Origin of the sequence: Benzoatithermus flavus (genome assembly GCF_037908215.1) — a bacterium.
GTDB lineage: Bacteria > Pseudomonadota > Alphaproteobacteria > Geminicoccales > Geminicoccaceae > Benzoatithermus > Benzoatithermus flavus.
Genome location: NZ_JBBLZC010000005.1, coordinates 25,017 through 40,649 on the forward strand (window position 1 = coordinate 25,017; position 15,633 = coordinate 40,649).

15 protein-coding genes are annotated in these 15,633 nt (G+C 70.0%); 5 read left to right on the forward strand and 10 right to left on the reverse strand.

From position 1 onward, the window contains the following. Nucleotides 1-31 precede the first annotated feature (31 nt). Nucleotides 32-3,151: a YhdP family protein gene (locus tag U1T56_RS06415; RefSeq protein WP_418158623.1), complete on the forward strand. Its 3,120-nt coding sequence runs from the start codon at nucleotides 32-34 to the stop codon at nucleotides 3,149-3,151. A gap of 7 nt (nucleotides 3,152-3,158) precedes the next feature. On the opposite strand, the gene tyrS is transcribed toward U1T56_RS06415, so the two are convergent. Together tyrS and U1T56_RS06425 are read right to left on the reverse strand one after the other, a co-directional pair. After that, complete coding sequence (gene tyrS, locus U1T56_RS06420) at nucleotides 3,159-4,406, reverse strand: tyrosine--tRNA ligase (RefSeq protein WP_418158624.1); 1,248 nt, start codon at nucleotides 4,404-4,406, stop codon at nucleotides 3,159-3,161. Between the two features lie 44 nt (nucleotides 4,407-4,450). Next, nucleotides 4,451-5,119: an alpha/beta hydrolase gene (locus U1T56_RS06425; RefSeq protein WP_418158625.1), complete on the reverse strand. Its 669-nt coding sequence runs from the start codon at nucleotides 5,117-5,119 to the stop codon at nucleotides 4,451-4,453. A 234-nt stretch (nucleotides 5,120-5,353) separates the two neighbouring features. Here U1T56_RS06425 and cysE point away from each other — a divergent pair, with 234 nt between their 5' ends. Both cysE and U1T56_RS06435 read left to right on the forward strand, forming a co-directional pair. Next, nucleotides 5,354-6,052, forward strand: a complete 699-nt coding sequence (gene cysE, locus U1T56_RS06430) for a serine O-acetyltransferase (protein WP_418158626.1) — start codon at nucleotides 5,354-5,356, stop codon at nucleotides 6,050-6,052. Nucleotides 6,053-6,070: 18 nt separating this feature from the next. After that, complete coding sequence (locus U1T56_RS06435; protein ID WP_418158627.1) at nucleotides 6,071-7,171, forward strand: cysteine desulfurase family protein; 1,101 nt, start codon at nucleotides 6,071-6,073, stop codon at nucleotides 7,169-7,171. 124 nt (nucleotides 7,172-7,295) lie between these two features. On the opposite strand, the gene msrB is transcribed toward U1T56_RS06435, so the two are convergent. Further along, nucleotides 7,296-7,697 carry a peptide-methionine (R)-S-oxide reductase MsrB gene (gene msrB / locus U1T56_RS06440; protein ID WP_418158628.1) on the reverse strand — a complete coding sequence of 134 codons (402 nt, stop codon included), beginning with the start codon at nucleotides 7,695-7,697 and terminating at the stop codon, nucleotides 7,296-7,298. 88 nt (nucleotides 7,698-7,785) lie between these two features. Here msrB and maiA point away from each other — a divergent pair, with 88 nt between their 5' ends. Next, nucleotides 7,786-8,418, forward strand: coding sequence for a maleylacetoacetate isomerase (gene maiA, locus U1T56_RS06445; protein WP_418158629.1), 633 nt, complete (start codon nucleotides 7,786-7,788; stop codon nucleotides 8,416-8,418). Nucleotides 8,419-8,987: 569 nt separating this feature from the next. Here maiA and U1T56_RS06450 read toward each other — a convergent pair. From U1T56_RS06450 to U1T56_RS06475, 6 genes are all read right to left on the reverse strand, one after another. Further along, nucleotides 8,988-10,205 (reverse strand): ABC transporter substrate-binding protein, encoded by a 1,218-nt coding sequence (locus U1T56_RS06450; protein WP_418158630.1) that lies wholly within the window; start codon nucleotides 10,203-10,205, stop codon nucleotides 8,988-8,990. Nucleotides 10,206-10,547: 342 nt separating this feature from the next. Beyond that, a complete protein-coding gene (locus U1T56_RS06455; RefSeq protein WP_418158631.1) occupies nucleotides 10,548-10,778 on the reverse strand; it encodes a type II toxin-antitoxin system HicB family antitoxin in 231 nt (76 codons plus the stop codon). Between the two features lie 2 nt (nucleotides 10,779-10,780). Further along, complete coding sequence (locus U1T56_RS06460) at nucleotides 10,781-11,035, reverse strand: type II toxin-antitoxin system HicA family toxin (RefSeq protein ID WP_418158632.1); 255 nt, start codon at nucleotides 11,033-11,035, stop codon at nucleotides 10,781-10,783. 188 nt (nucleotides 11,036-11,223) lie between these two features. Next, entirely contained in the window at nucleotides 11,224-11,652 is a 429-nt protein-coding gene (locus tag U1T56_RS06465) for an iron-sulfur cluster assembly scaffold protein (protein WP_418158633.1), read from the reverse strand. 11 nt (nucleotides 11,653-11,663) lie between these two features. Then, the gene (locus U1T56_RS06470) at nucleotides 11,664-12,878 is read right to left on the reverse strand and encodes an aminotransferase class V-fold PLP-dependent enzyme (RefSeq protein ID WP_418158634.1); all 1,215 of its coding nucleotides are present in this window, start codon (nucleotides 12,876-12,878) and stop codon (nucleotides 11,664-11,666) included. Beyond that, on the reverse strand, nucleotides 12,875-14,491 hold the full coding sequence (locus U1T56_RS06475; RefSeq protein WP_418158635.1) for an NTP transferase domain-containing protein: 1,617 nt from the start codon (nucleotides 14,489-14,491) through the stop codon (nucleotides 12,875-12,877). Before U1T56_RS06475 ends, U1T56_RS06470 begins: the two co-directional genes overlap by 4 nt. A 90-nt stretch (nucleotides 14,492-14,581) precedes the next feature. On the opposite strand from U1T56_RS06475, the gene U1T56_RS06480 reads away from it, so the two are divergent. After that, nucleotides 14,582-15,091: a paraquat-inducible protein A gene (locus U1T56_RS06480; protein WP_418158636.1), complete on the forward strand. Its 510-nt coding sequence runs from the start codon at nucleotides 14,582-14,584 to the stop codon at nucleotides 15,089-15,091. On the opposite strand, the gene U1T56_RS06485 is transcribed toward U1T56_RS06480, so the two are convergent. Further along, on the reverse strand, nucleotides 14,992-15,630 hold the full coding sequence (locus U1T56_RS06485; protein ID WP_418158637.1) for a Uma2 family endonuclease: 639 nt from the start codon (nucleotides 15,628-15,630) through the stop codon (nucleotides 14,992-14,994). The genes U1T56_RS06480 and U1T56_RS06485 overlap by 100 nt on opposite strands. Nucleotides 15,631-15,633: the final 3 nt, after the last annotated feature.

Below are 15,633 nucleotides of genomic sequence, written 5' to 3' on the forward strand. Positions count from 1 at the left end.
GCCTCGGCCGGCAGGCTCGTGATCCTTCCGGGTGAACCGCTCCACAATCGGGTATCCGATCCTCATGCGCCGCCTCGCCCGGCTCGTCCTCGCCTTCTTGATGCTGCTGGTCGTGGCGGCCGGTCTGCTCCTGTGGCGCCTCGACCGGGGGCCGCTGTCGCTTGCCGCCGTCCAGCCGCTCCTGCAACAGCTGATCGACCGCGGCTCGTCGTTCCATGTGAGCTTCAGCTCGCCGACGCTGGTGTGGTCCCGCAGCGAAGGCATCCTGGCGCTGCGGCTCCAGGATCTGGAAGTGCGCAGCTCGGCAGGCGACTTCGTCGCCGGTGCGCCGAGCGCCGCGGTCACCGTGGCCGTGGCCCCGCTGCTCCTCGAGCGGCGGATCGAGCCGGTCGCGATCGGGCTCGAGCTGCCCGAGCTCGAGCTCGTCCGACAGGCCGACGGCAGGCTCGTTCTGGCCTTCGCCGGCCAGCTCACCGCTTTTCCGCTGACCAGCGCGGTCGGAAGCGGTGGCCTCGAGGCGCTCCTCGGCGATGCTGCCCCGAGCGGCGGGACCGCGGGCCTGGAGCATTTGCGTCTCGTGCGCGTCACCGCACCCTCGCTCCAGTTCTACGACGAGGCGACCGGGCGGCGTGCCGTGGCCGACGACCCGCTGTTCCGGCTCCGCCGCCGGCAGGACGGCTGGAGCGTGTCGCTGGCGAGCCGCTTCGGCGACGGCAGAATCGAGCTGGCCGCCGAGCCGGGCGGTTCTGCCGGTGAGCTGCGGGTCGTGATCGAGCTCGAGCGGTTCCCGGTGCAGAACCTGGCCGGGATCGTGCCGGGGCTGCCGGTGGGGGGCTCGGTGCTGCCGGTCTCGGGCCGGATCGACTTTCCGTTCGATGCCGCGACCCTCGAGCCGGGCACGGCGCGGCTGCAGCTCGCGACGCGGCAGGCAACGCTCTCTCTCCCGGAGATCGGGCTCGGGCCCGTGCCGATCCGCCGCGCCGGCCTCGTGGCGACGCTCGCCGCGGGCTGGCGCGAGGCCGGGATCGAGCGGCTCGAGGTCGAGGGCGAGGGCTACGGCCTCGCCGTGTCGGGCCGCATCGCCGCGATGGGGGACGGGCCGCGCGTTCGGCTGCGGATCGAGCCTGTGGATCTGGACGTGGCGGAGATCCTGACGCTGTGGCCGCGGGAGCTCGGCGCTGCGGCCCGTGCCTGGACCAGCCGGAACCTGCGCCGGGGGCGGGTGTCCGAAGCTTCGCTCGAGCTCGGGCGTGGCGGGCCGCACCCGGACCAGCTCGGTCTTGCCGGCAGCTTCACCTTCGCCGATGCCGAGCTGCGCTATCTTCCCGCCTTGCCGACGGCGACGGCGCTTGCCGGCACCGGCCGGTTCGCCGGTGACAGCCTGCAGCTCGCGCTCGAGGGTGGCCGGAGCGGGGAGGTCGAGCTGACCGGCGGCGAGGTCCTCTTGCGCAACCTGATCGGCTCCGGCGACGCGCAGCTCGCGGCGAAGCTGGATCTACGCTCCGCCGTGCCCGCGGCGCTGCGGCTTCTCGCGGCGCCCCCCATCGAGCTTACGAAGGCGATGGGGCTCGCGCCGCAGGCCGTATCCGGCCGGCAGACGACCCGGCTCGCGCTGAGCCTGCCTTTGCGCGAAGGGCTGCGGCCGGAGCAGATCCGCTACGAGGCCTCGACCCGGCTCGACGATCTGGCCGTGAAGAATGTCCGCCCCGGCTACGACCTCGCCGCCGACAGCCTGATGCTCACGGCCGATCCGGCAGCCGTGAGCATCAGGGGCGGTATCCGGGTCAACGGCGTGCCGCTCGACGTCGCCTGGCACGAGAGCCCGGGTGCCGGCAAGGGGCCGCGGCGTCAGGTGATGGTCACCGGCAGCCTCGATCGGGACGGGGTACGGGCCTTGCGGTTCACCTGGCCGGAGCGGCTGAGCGGCCGGGTCGGCTTCGATGCCACGTTGACGGAGGCGCAGAGCCCGCTGCGCACCGTCGATCTCACGCTCGACCTGCAGCCGACCGGCATCCGCTTGCCCGAGGCCCTGGTCACGAAGCAGCCGGGCCAGCCCGGCAGGGCTTCGGCACGCCTCGTCCAGCCGGATGCGGGCACGCTCGCCGTGGAGCGGTTCCGCCTCGACGCGGCGGGGGTCACAGCAGAAGGAACGGCGGGGCTGAAGCTCGATCCGCTACGGCCGGAGCGACTGTCGCTGCGCGAGCTGCGGACACCCTTGGGCGACCTTGCCGCCGATCTGGCCTTGCAGCGCGACGTCTGGCGCGGTCGGATCGACATCGGCCAGCTCGATCTCCGGCCGGTGCTCCAGGCCCGCCGCGAGAGCGGAGCAGGAGAGGGCTTCACCCCGCCCGATCTCGCCCTGGACGTCGTCGCACGGTCGCTCCGCCTGGGCGACGCGCCGTTCAGCGATCTCACGGGCTCGGTCCGGCGCGCGGGCGGGATCTGGCAGAGTGCCAGCTTTCGTGCCCGGATCGAGGACAGCGAGGTCGGGCTCGATCTCGGTACGCGCGATGGCGTGAGCGCTCTGGCCTTGCGCTCGAGCGATGCCGGCTGGCTGATCCGCGGCTTCGCGGGCAACGACAACGGTGTTCGCGGCGGCCAGCTTCGTCTCACCGCCGATCTCCGTCAGGGCGGGCCCACGTTACGCGGCAAAGGCGAGCTCAAGATCCGCGAGTTCACGCTCTGGGGAGCGCCCCTGATCGCCCGGATCGTGTCGCTCGCCTCGTTCAGCGGCCTCGGCAACGCGCTGAGCGGGAAGGGGGTTCCGATCGACCGGCTCGTGGTGCCGTTCGAGATCGACGGTAGCCGGCTCCTCTTGCAGCAGGCCCGGCTCGTGGGCTCCGACATCGGGGCGCGGGCCGACGGCGTGATCGACCTCGCGCAAGGTCGGCTCGACATCAACGGCACGGTGGCGCCGGCCTACACCATCAACAGGATCCTGGGCAGCATCCCGATCCTGGGCCAGATCCTCTCCGGCAGCCAGTCGGATGCCGCCATCGCCGCGACCTTTTCGGTGACAGGCCCGCTCGGCGAGCCCAGCGTCGCCGTCAACCCGCTGGCGGCCCTGGTGCCGGGGCTCGTGCGCGATCTGTTCAATGCGCTCACGGCCGACACGGGACCGCCGGAGGCGGCCCCGCAGGACCAGCGCTGAAGGAGGCTCAGACCGGACGCACCAGCACGTGCCGCTTCTTGCCGGCCGAGAGCTTGAGGTGGCCGCCCCTGAGGGCATCCATGTCGACCACGAGCGTCTCGTCGTCGACGCGCTCGTCGTTGAGCCTGGCCCCGCCGCCGCGCACGAGCCGGCGCGCGTCGCTGTTGGAGGCCGCGAGGCCTGAGAGGAACAGAAGCTCGATGAAGGGCAGCCCCGCCGCGAGCCGTGCCGCGTCGCACTCGACGACCGGCAGACCCTCGATGCCCTCGCCCGCGCCCTCGAACACCGCGCGCGCCGCCGCGGCCGCCGCTTCCGCCGCATCCACGCCGTGGCAGAGCCTGGTCGCCTCGTAGGCCAGGACCTTCTTGGCCTCGTTGAGCTCGGCCCCTTCGAGCGCCTCGAGGCGGGCGATCTCGTCCAGCGGCAGCTCGGTGAAGAGCCGCAAGAATCGGCCGACGTCGGCGTCCTCGGTGTTGCGCCAAAACTGCCAGTATTCGAAAGCCGTCCGCTTCGTAGCGTCGAGCCAGACCGCGCCCTGGGCGGTCTTGCCCATTTTCTGGCCCGAGGCCGTCGTGATGAGCGGGGTCGTGAGCCCGAACAGGTGGCGGCCGTCGACGCGGCGGCCGAGCTCGACCCCGTTGACGATGTTGCCCCACTGGTCCGAGCCGCCCATCTGGAGCACGCAGCCGTAGCGGCGCGACAGCTCGAGAAAATCGTAGGCCTGCATCACCATGTAGTTGAACTCGAGCAGGGTGAGCGGCTGCTCGCGCTCGAGCCGGAGTCGCACCGAATCGAAGGTGAGCATCCGGTTGATGGTGAAGTGCGTGCCGAAGTCGCGTAAGAATGGGATGTAGAGGAGTCGGTCCAGCCACTCGGCATTGTCGACCAGGATCGCCGTGTCGCCGTCGAAATCGAGGAACTTCGCGAGCGAGGCCTGAATGCCGGCCTTGTTGGCCTCGATCTGCGCCTCCGAGAGGAGCTGACGGCTCTCGTCTTTGCCCGAGGGATCGCCGACCTTGGTGGTACCGCCGCCGACCAGCGCTATCGCCTTGTGGCCGTGCCGCTGCAGGTGGCGCAGCATCATGATGCTGACGAGATGGCCGATATGCAGGCTGTCGGCGGTGCAGTCGAAGCCGACATAGGCCGTGACCGGCTTCGCGGCCGCGAGCGCATCCAGCGCCTCCGGATCGGTGCACTGGTGGATGAAGCCGCGCGCCGCGAAGGTGCGCAAGAGCTCGGAACGGAAGCCGGTCATCGTCTGCTCGCGTGAGGGAGGATCGCGTTCGTGAGCTGGCCGGCCTAGCGCGCCAGCGCCAGCGGCCGGTCGGCGGGCTTCAGGCGCTTGTCGAGATAGGCCTCGCAGACCTGCTCGAACTCGTCCATCTGCTGGCTGAAATAGTGATCCGCGCCCTCGATGCAGTGGTAGTCGATCGTGATGCCGCGTTGCTGCGAGAGCTTGTTGACCAGCTTCACCACCGATTCCGGCGGGCTCACCGTGTCCCGCTCGCCGTGCACGATCAGGCCCGAGGCGGGGCAGGGAGCGAGGAAGCTGAAGTCGTACATGTTGGCCGGCAGGCTTGCGCACATGAAGCCCACGATCTCGGGCCGGCGCATCAGGAGCTGCATGGCGATCCAGGCCCCGAACGAGAAGCCCGCCACCCAGCAGCCGGTGCTGTTCGGGTTGTGGGTCTGCATCCAGTCCAGCGCCGCCGCCGCGTCGCGCAGCTCGCCCTGGCCGTGGTCGAACATGCCCTGCGAGCGGCCCACGCCGCGGAAGTTGAACCGCAGCACCGAGAAGCCGCGCCGCGCGAACATGTGGAACATGCTGTAGACGATGCGGTTGTTCATCGTCCCGCCGTGCAGCGGGTGCGGATGCAGGATGAGGGCGAGCGGCGGCGTCGGTCCCTCGCCGTGGACGTAGCGGCCTTCCAGCCGCCCGTCGGAGCCGTTGAAGATCACCTCGGGCATACTCGTCTCCAGCGCACGATCGCTCGGTCCCGTCGGCTCCGGACGACCCCCGCGCGGTCGTCGCGACGAACCGGGCCTGACGTTGACCGACCCGCACCCTATGTATATTGGTCAGGACGCTCGCTCTGTCGCGAAGGTGCCAGAGCCCGTACCCGGCAGCACCCCCACAGCGGGCGCGCAGGATCGGGCCTGGCCGGCACGAGAGCGACCGGGTGATATAACAGGCCAGGACCGATGTTCAAGAGCTTGCGCGAGGATATCGAAGCGGTGTTTCAGCGCGACCCGGCCGCGCGCTCGCGGCTCGAGGTCATTTTGTGCTATCCGGGTATTCATGCGCTGATCTTCCACCGCGCGGCGCATCGCTTATGGAACCGCGGCTGGCTGACCACGGCCCGCTTCCTCTCGCAGGTGAGCCGGTTCCTCACCGGCATCGAGATCCATCCCGCCGCGAAGATCGGCCGCCGCTTCTTCATCGACCACGGCATGGGGGTCGTGATCGGCGAGACCGCCGAGATCGGCGACGACGTGACGCTCTATCAGGGTGTGACGCTGGGCGGTGTCAGCCTCGACCCCGGCAAGCGTCATCCCACGCTCGGCAACGGCGTGGTGGTCGGCGCCGGCGCCGCCGTGCTCGGGCCCTTCAAGGTCGGCGACGGGGCGCGCATCGGCTCGAACGCGGTCGTGGTCAAGGAGGTTCCGCCCGGTGTCACCGTGGTCGGCATCCCGGCCCGGCCGGTGGGCCCGCAGCCCGTGCGCGAGGAGGCCGCCTGCTTCAGCCCCTACGGGGCGAGCCCGGCGAGCTGCGCGGTCGATCCCGTGGCCCGCAGCGTCGAGCGCCTGGCCGAGCGGGTGCGCGAGCTCGAGGATCGCCTGGACCGGCGCGAGCGCGAGGCCGAGCGGGAGCCCGTCCGGGTCGCCGCCCACGGTGCTTGAGCCCGACCTTCCGGGCCGATGCCCGAGCGTCGCCGCGCCTATCTCGACTGGAACGCCACCGCCAGGGTCCGCCCCGAGGTGGTGGCCGCCATGGTCGAGGCCATGGCCGTTCCCGGCAACCCGTCTTCGATCCACCGCGAGGGCCGGGCGGCACGGAGCCTCGTCGAAGCCGCCCGCCGCAGGCTCGCCGAGCGGCTCGCCGTCGCTTCCGACCGCTTGATCTTCACGAGCGGCGGCACGGAAGCGAACCATCTGGCGCTGCTGGGCTTTCCCGGTCCCCGGCTCGTCTCGACGATCGAGCACCCTTCCGTGCTCGCCGCCGACTCCGAAGCCGCCCGGGTCCCCGTCGACGTGGAGGGCCGTCTGGACCTTGCCGCCTTCGCCCGCCTGCTCGCGGAGCGGCGACCGGCGATCGCTTCGGTGATGCTCGCCAACAACGAGACCGGCGTGATCCAGCCCGTCGTCGAAGCTGGGCAGCTCGCGCACGCCGTCGGCTGCCTCCTCCACGTCGACGCCGTCCAGGCCTTCGGCAAGCTGCCCTTCACGCTCCCCGACCTCGGCGCCGATCTCCTCACCGTCTCCGCCCACAAGCTCGGCGGCCCGCCCGGCGTGGGCGCTCTCGTTCTGCGCGAAGGTCTCGATCCTATCCCCCTCCAGCGCGGCGGCGGCCAGGAGCAGCGCCGCCGCGCCGGCACGGAGAACCTCCCCGGCATCGTGGGCTTCGCCGCCGCCTCGGGCATCGAGACCGACTGGCACCGCATCCGTGCTCTACGCGACCGTCTCGAGGCCGGTGCGCGCGCCGTCCGTCCCGATGCCGTCGTCGCGGGTGCTGCGGCCGACCGCCTTCCCAACACCACCTGCCTTCTCACGCCCGGCCTCGACGCTTCGACCCAACTCATGGCGCTCGACCTCGCCGGCGTCGCCGTCAGCAGCGGCTCGGCCTGCTTCTCGGGCAAGGTCGGCCCATCGCACGTGCTCGCCGCGATGGGCATCCCGCCCGAGCGCGCCCGCTGCGCCATCCGCATCAGCCTCGGCTGGGCCACCGAGGACGCCGACATCGACCTGTTTCTCGCCGCCTACGCCGCCCTGCCGCATCGTCGCGGCGTCACGGAAACCTGAGCCATGGCAGAGGCCGCCGCCATGGCGGTGCAGCATCGGCGCCACGGACAGGCGGCGATCGGGCTTCGGCTGTGGCGGTATCGGGCGTGATGCTCATCGAGAGCACGGGTCGGTCGGCGGGCTCCTATTCCTCGCGCGGCTCGAGCTCGAGGGCGGCCGAGTTGAGACAGTAACGCAGGCCCGTAGGCTCCGGACCGTCCGGGAAGACATGACCGAGATGGGCGTCGCAGCGCGCGCACAGGACCTCGGTGCGGCGCATGAAGAAGCTCCGGTCCTCCTTGGTCGCCACGGCGTCCGCCGCGATCGGCGCCCAGAAGCTCGGCCAGCCCGTGCCGCTCTCGTACTTGGTCGAGCTGTCGAACAGAGGCTGGCCGCAGCAGACGCAGCGATAGACGCCGGGGATCTTCGTGCTCCAGTACCGGCCGGTGAAGGCGCGCTCGGTGCCGTGCTCGCGCGTGATCCTGTACGCCTCCGGCGACAGTTCCGCCCGCCACTCTTCATCGCTCTTGACGATCTTCTCGGTCATTGCGCAATCCTCGCTTCCGGCACGATGCCTCTTAGATAGGCCGGCGGCACGGACCGACCAACCACGACCTGCGGCGGGATGAACGCGGATGCGGCTCTATGATTATTGGCGGAGCTCGGCGGCCTACCGTGTCCGCATCGCTCTCAACCTCAAAGGGATCTCTTACGAGCAGGTGCCGGTCAACCTCAGGAGCGGCGGGCAGCGCACGCTCGACTACACGAGCAAGAACCCGCAAGGGCTCGTGCCGACGCTCGAGGACGGCGGGGCGCACCTGACCCAGTCGCTCGCGATCATCGAGTATCTCGACGAGACTCATCCCGAGCCGCCGCTCCTGCCGAAGGAGCCCCTGGCGCGAGCGCAGGTGCGGGCCATGGCCCAACTCGTCGCCTGCGAGATCCATCCTTTGAACAATCTGCGCGTCCTGCAGCGCCTCGAGCACCGGCTGGGCCTCGACGAGCGCGAGATCAGCAGCTGGTATCGGCACTGGATCAACGAGGGTTTCGCGGCGCTCGAAGCCCGGCTCAAGACCACCGCCGGCCGCTACGCCTTCGGGGACAGCGTCACCCTGGTCGACCTCTGTCTCGTGCCGCAGCTCTACAACGCCAGGCGCTATCGCTGCGATCTCGTGCCGTTCCCGACCATCTGCCGGGTCGAGGAGGCTTGCCAGGCGCTGCCGGCCTTCGACGCCGCAAGGCCGGAACGGCAGCCCGACGCGGCGTAGCCACCGCAAAATGCTGTTATAGCGCGATTTTCGCGATCCTGGATTCGTTCGGGGCGGCCGCCTGCGAAGGGGACGCGAGCGAGCGTCGTGTGAGCGGGCGGTTGCGGCACGGCTCGGGCCATGGGGGAAGGCGGCAGCGGGTCCGGCAGGCCGGTGATCGGGCAAGAGGTCGTTCTCGGGTCGGGGCAGGAGCAGTTGAGTAGTTTATAGGAATACGGGCCGGATGCCCGATAGAGCGAAAACCAGAGACAGGGCGGGCCCGGCGCCGAAGTGGCAGGCATCCCGCGCTGGCTCCCGATCCCATTGGCGCAACGACAGCTCCAACACTTTTCGGCTTGGTCATCGAGAACAAGAGCCTCCTCGAAATCGTTCGTGCAGTTTTCGATTCACCGGACGCATGTTCCTTCCCAGAAGGTCGTCTCGGATTGATTAGGTATTATATCCTAGCCTATGTCCGAAGGCAACCGGAGGCATGGTACGGTAAGGCGGAGGCGATTCGGGCGGCAGGCGGGGAGACGAGATCGGCGCCCAGCACCCAACCCGTTTGACGAGCTCGGCTGAGCCCGCCGTCAGCCGCTCTTCGCCACCAGCGGGCACCCACCCCGATCGAGCGGCCGGAACGCCTCCTCCGCTGGGATCGTGCGCACCAGCTTGTAGTAATCCCAGTGCCCCGTCGACTCGGCCGGGCTCTTGACCTCGAACAGATACATCGGATGGAGCTTGCGGCCATCGGCCCGGATCACTCCCTTGCCGAACAAAGGGTCGTCGGTTGGCAGCTCCTTCATCTTCGCCACCACCGCCGCCCCGGCATCGGTCTCGGCCGCCCGGACCGCCTTGAGGTAGTGCAGCACCGCCGCGTACACACCGGCCTGGTATTGGTTCGGCGGCCGACCACCGAACCGAGCGGTGAAGCGGGCGCTGAAAGCGCGGGTGCCCTCGTTCAGATCCCAGTAGAACGGCTCGACGAACCGGAGGCCCTGCGCCGCCTCGAGCCCGAGGCCATGGACGGTGGTGATATCGGACAGCAGGCTCACGAGCCGCTGGCCGCTGGTGAGCAGCCCGAACTCGCGGGCCTGCTTGATCGCGTTGCTGGTGTCGGCCCCGGCGTTGGCGAGGCCGACCACCTTGGCCCCTGACGCCTTTGCCGCCTGCAGGAAGGAGGAGAAGTCGGCCGTGTTCAGCGGGTGCCGCACCGCACCCAGCACCTTGCCGCCGCTGGCGTCGACAACCTCCGTGGTCTGCGCCTCGAGGTCGTGGCCGAACACGTAGTCGGCGGTGATGAAGAACCAGCTGTCGCCGCCCGCTTCGACCATCGCCTTGCCGGTGCCGTGGGCGAGCGCCCAGGTGTCGTAGGTCCAGTGCACCGTGTTGGGCGAGCAGGCGTCGCCGGTGAGCCGGGCCGAGCCGCCGCTGGAGACCAGGAGGGCCTTATCCTGCCGGCGGACGATGTCGCTGACGGCGAGCGTCACCGAGGAGGTCGGGACGTCGACGATCGCGTCGACGCCCTCGAGGTCGATCCAGCGCTTGGCGATCTCGGCGCCGATGTCGGGCTTGTTCTGGTGGTCGGCGGCGACCACCTCGATCCGCACGCCGGGTGCCACCTCGCCAAGATCCTCGACGGCCATCCCCGTTGCGACGACCGAACCTCGGCCGCCGCCATCGGCGTAGGGGCCGGACTGGTCGTTCAGGACGCCGATCTTGACCACATTGTCCGAGACGTCGGCCTCGGCGTTGCCAAGCACAAGCGCAAGCAGGCCAGCGGGGCCGAGGATCGCGATGCGGGCCATGGCTCCTTCCTCCGTTGGTCACCCGCCCGGAACAGCGGTCAGTCCATGCGAGGGTAGGCCCATGGGCCCCAGCGGGAAATGGGCATTCGCGTTAGCTTGGGAGAGGAAGCCTACCAGGCGTCCGCGGCGAGCGTCCTGATGACATCGGCCTCTCGGACGGGATGGCCGCCGTCCGCCGTAACGGTCATGAATATCCGGGTTAACATCCCATTAGCCCCGACTGCAGCCAGAGGCACAAGCGCTCGGCTCTCACCCTCCCGGCGCGCGGGCTCGTCTTGCGGCAGTGGATCGAAGAAGCTGTCGAGCGCGTGCGGCTCGCCCCTGAGGTGCGGTCGGGGCCTCTCAAGCCACCCATCGCGTGGCATAGATGGCTGGCCGATAGCGTGGCTCGGGGATCGGGTCTCCGTGCTCGCGAGCGCTCTCGAGCCACGCCTGCATGGCGATCCGAACCTCGGCCAATACCTCTTCCGGCCTATCGCCATGTGCCGAGCAGAACTTCAGATCGGGCACATCCGCGATCCAGCAGGCGTCCTCGTCCGACCAGAACAGGTCGATGTGGTCGTGGTGTTGCATCGTCACTGCCCCAGCGTCGGGCCGAACTCCTCGACGATGTCGACGAGCTGATCGATCTGGTAGCGTTTTGCCTGTCCGTTCCTGTCGGGCCGGAGGTCGAGCCTCGCCGGTCGGTGGCTCGGGTGCCGCCAGATCCGGTGGCTGCCGGACTGACGGTCGAACTCGAAACCGAACGCTTCCGCCAGACGCTCCAGGTCCGCGAACCGGATGTTGCGGTTTCCTCCGAGGATAGCCCGCCATGTGTCGGCTGGGTTCATACCGCCTGATCCTCGACGGCATCCGGCTATGTCCAGAGGGCGGTGCCGATCACTTTTTTACGTGGGGCAATGACCCAAGCACCCCAGGCTTCTTCAAGGTGCCCAGTTCTGAAAGGCTCTTTCCGGAATCCGGGAATCTCGGGGGAACCGCCTGTCTCACGAGAGGGCGAGACCACCGCAAGTTCGCCTCAGCCGCCAGGGGCCAGCTTTCCCTCCAAGGCCTCGCGGAGCGCCTCGAAGGGGAGCAGCACGCATTCGTGCCGGCTCTTCACGGCCTTGACGGGCGCGAACATGGCGAGCTCGGGCCAGACCGGCGCCACGGCCTCGCCGGCGAGGAGGCGGCGCAGCTCCGTGGCCGCCCGCTCGATCTCCGCCGGTTCGGCGCCGACGGCGCGCTGGCCGATCACGGAAGCTGCGGCCTGGGTAAGGAGACAGCCGCGCGTCTTCTGGGCGAGGGCTGCAATCCGCTCGCCGGCCAGCTTCAGGTCGATGGTGATGCGATCGCCGCACAAAGGGTTGTCGCAGGTGACCGAGCGGTCGGGCGCTTCCAGGCGGCCGTGGGCGTGGTTGGCCTTGGCCTCGGCGATGATCGCGTCGTTGTAGAGCTTCTCCGTCATGGGTCCGGAACCTAGCGCAGCCGGCGGATGACGGTATCGAGCCCTTCGATCAGGGCATCCACGTCGGCCGCGTCGTTGTAGGGGGCGAGGCTCGCGCGTACGGTGGCGGGAAGGTCGAACGCGTCCATGAGCGGCTGCGCGCAATGATGCCCGCCCCGGAGCGCCAGGCCGAACTCGTCGAGCATCTGGCAGACGTCGTGGGGATGGATGCCTTCGACCGCGAACGAGACCACGCCGATGCGCGCTTGCGTTCCGACGGGGCCGACGATGCGCACCCCATCCAGGCTCTGCAGGCCCTCCAGGGTGCGGGCCGTGAGCTCGATCTCCTGCCGGCCCAGGGCCGCCCAGTCGAGCGTGGCGAGCCAGGCGGCGGCGGCACCCATGCCGATGACCGGCCCGATGGGGGGTGTTCCCGCCTCGAACCGGTGCGGCGGGGGCGCATAGGTCGAGCGCTCGATCTCGACCCTGCGGATCATCTCGCCGCCGCCGAGGAACGGCGGCAGGTCCAGGAGCAGATCCTTCCTGACCCAGAGAGCGCCCGCACCCGTGGGCCCGAACATCTTGTGCGCCGAGAAGGCGTAGAGGTCGCAGCCGAGAGTCTGGACGTCGAGCGGGCCGTGCGCTGCCCGCTGCGCGCCGTCCAGGAGCAGCAGGGCCCCTACCGCGTCCGCGGCGTCGCGTAAGGCTCCGACGTCGGTGACGGCACCCGTGACGTTGGAGGCGTGGGTCACGGCGATGATCCGCGTGCGCCCGGTGACGAGATCATCGAGCCGGTCGCAGGCGAGGCGCCCTTCGGGCGTCACCGGAATCGCCCGCACCCTGGCCCCGGTACGCGCGGCCGCCATCTGCCAGGGAACGATGTTGCTGTGGTGCTCGAGCTCGGAGATCAGGATCTCGTCGCCGGGACGGAGCCGGAGGGCGAGGGCATGTGCTGCCGTGTTGATGGCGAGCGTGCAGCCGCTCGTGAAGATCACCTCGTCCGGGTCGGAAGCACCGATATAGGCCGCGACCTCCTGGCGCGCCTTCTGAAAGGCGGTGGTGGCCTCGTCGGCGAGCCGGTAGACGCCGCGCTTGACGTTGGCGCGGGCGCGGGTCTCGAAATGCCACAAGGCCTCGGCCGCCGCCCGGCAGATCTGCCCGGTGGCGGCGTTGTCGAGATAGTGGAACGGCGTGCCTTGCTGCGCCGCGAAGATCGGGAACTGGGCGCGGAGCCCGGCCGTGCTCATGGTTGGGCTCCCGCAAAGGCGGCGAGCGCTTCCGGCGTGTCGATGTCGAGGAGCGCCGCATCGTCCTCGGTCTCGACCTCGGCCACGGCGTCGGCGTGCCGGCCGATCAGGTGGCGGGCACCCACGTCGCCGGCGACGGCCTGCATCTCGGGGAAGTAGGCGCGGCCCCACAAGACCGGGTTGCCGCGCTTGCCGTGCCGGGTCGGCACGACGATGGCGCGCCGCTCGATCGGGTTGAAGGCGCCGATCAGCCGGTCGATCAGGCCCGCGCTCACGCGCGGCATGTCGCCGAGGCAGACCACGGCCCCGTCGGCCTCGGCCGGCACCGCCGCGAGCCCGGCCTTGAGCGAGGTGCTGAGGCCTTCCGCGTGGTCGGGGTTGTGGACGAACTGCACCTTGAGGCCGCGGAGTGCCTGGCGGATCTCGTGCTGCTGATGGCCGAGCACCACGATCACGGGCGCTGCACGGGAGGCGACGGCCGCCTCGACCACGTGGCGCACCATGGGCTTGCCGGCGATCGGCAGAAGCAGCTTGTTCGGGCCGCCCATGCGCCGCGACTGGCCGGCGGCGAGCACCACGGCCGCCACTTTGGGCGGGCCTGCGAGTCTGTCACCGCCCTCGCGCGGCTGGGGGCGGGATTCGATCTCCATGAGCAGACCTCCTACCCCCATGCGCATGATGTCGCGGCCGGTCACCTCGATCCCGGCGGCGAGCCGCTCCAGCACCCAGTCGAAGCCGTTGAGCTTGGGCGAACGGCAGCAGCCCGGCAGGCCGAGGACCGGCCGCTCGCCGAGACGGGCGAGAAGCAGGAGGTTGCCGGGATCGACCGGCATGCCGAAGTGCAGGATCCGTCCGCCGGCGCGCTCGATTCCGGCCGGCAGCACGTCGCCCCGGTCGGTGATCGCCGAAGCGCCCGCGATCAGGAACATGTCGCAGCCCGAAGCCTCGGCCTTCCGGATCGCGGCTGCGAGCGCCTCGGGCTCGTGCGGACAGCGCGTCTCGCCCGACAGCTCGCCGCCCACGTGCTCGACCCGCTCGCGGGTGACGCGCACGGTCTTGTCGAGCACCTTTTGGGCGACGCTCGGCAGCTCGGTCTGGATCAGCCAGGCGCGCCAGGGGCGGAACGGGGCCACGCGGACGAGGGGGCCTTCCTCGAGCATGGCGAGCGCCCGCTCGACGAAATCCTTGCGCACGGCGAAGGGGATGATCTTCACCGTCGCCACCATCTGCTTCGGCTCGACCACGGCGTAGGCCGGCAGGGTCGCGAAGGTGATCGCCTCGTCGATCTCGTTGAACCGGTGTACCCGCTCGACGTCGACCACGAGCACGCCCCGGGCGCTGCCGTGGAGGTTGGCACGGCCGGTGAAGGCCGGGGCGACGTCGATGCAGGCACCGGCGGCCGGGCCGGCGAGGCGGGCCGCCGCCTCGTCCTCGGGCACGTCCTCGGGGTCGAACCGCACCGCCATCACCGATTCGACCCCGGCCGTCCGCAGCCGGCCTATGTCCTCGGCCGAGAGTCGGTGTCCCTTCTTCAGCAGAATCCCGTCCGCCCGCACGGCGTGGGCGAGCACCGCTCCCTCGGCGGCATCGAGCGCGAAGCGATCGAAGCGCATTCCCTGTCCCTGGCTGTTCCCTCGCATATATAGCGAGCGGAGCTATCCGGGGCGAGAGCGGGGCGGTACCGGACCAGGAGGAATCGCGGCATGGCGGACAGCGCGGCGGAGCGGATGGAAGGAGCGGCGCGTCTGATCGGGCCGCTTCTGATCGCAAGCTTCCTGCTCCAGCCGCTCGCCTGGTGGCTACCGCTGTTCACGGCGCGCGTGCCGTTCCTGTGGGATCAGGAGGTGTCGATCGCGAGCGGCCTCGTCGAGCTGTGGCGGCTCGATCCGCTCTTGTGCGCCGTCGTGCTCCTGTTCTCGGTCCTGATCCCGCTCGTGAAGAGCATCGCTCTCGTCTGGGTCTGGCACCGCGTCCCACACGCCCGCGCAAGGCGGCTCCTCGACCGGCTGTCGCTCCTCGCCAAGCTGTCGATGACCGAGGTCTTCCTCCTCGCGGTGATCATCGTCGGCATCAAGGGGGTGGGCATCGGCCGGATCGAGGTGAGCGCCGGACTTTACGGCTTTGCCGCCATCGTGCTGCTGTCGCTTGCCGCTTCGACCTGGGCTTGCGCGGCGCTGGCTTCGGCGGGGGATGGGAAGGGGATCTCGTCGTAGATCTCGGCGAGCGGAAGCTCGAGCCCGAGCGTGTCGATGCGGACGACCGCCTCGAGCCCGCTCAGAGAGCGGCTCTGCCAGGTTCCGTTCTCGCCGCGCGAGTAGAGCTCCACCCTCGGCCGGTCCTGCGCCACGTAGAGCACGTGCCGGAGTGTCGGCATCTCGACGTAGAACCAGCGCTTGTTCTGCGTGTCGTGGCTCTCCGTTCCCGGCGAGAGCACCTCGACCGCCAGCACCGCGTCCTCGATGCCGGCCTCCCGGTCGAGCCGCTCGCCGTAGCGCACGACCGCGTCGGGATAGACCCAGCGGCCGCTGGGGTGGATCGTCTTCACGTCGGACGTGTAGGCCCGGCACGGGCTGCCGCGCAGCATGCGCCGGAAGGCGGTCACGATATTGATCGTGATGTCGTTGTGGCGCGGTGTGCCGCCTGCCATCAGGGTGGGCTCGTCGCCGACGAGCTCCCACCGCTCCGGCTGCTTCTCCTCCCAGGCCCGCCATTCCGCAGGTGTTCGGCCCAACTTCTCCGCGGGTAGGGCCATCGT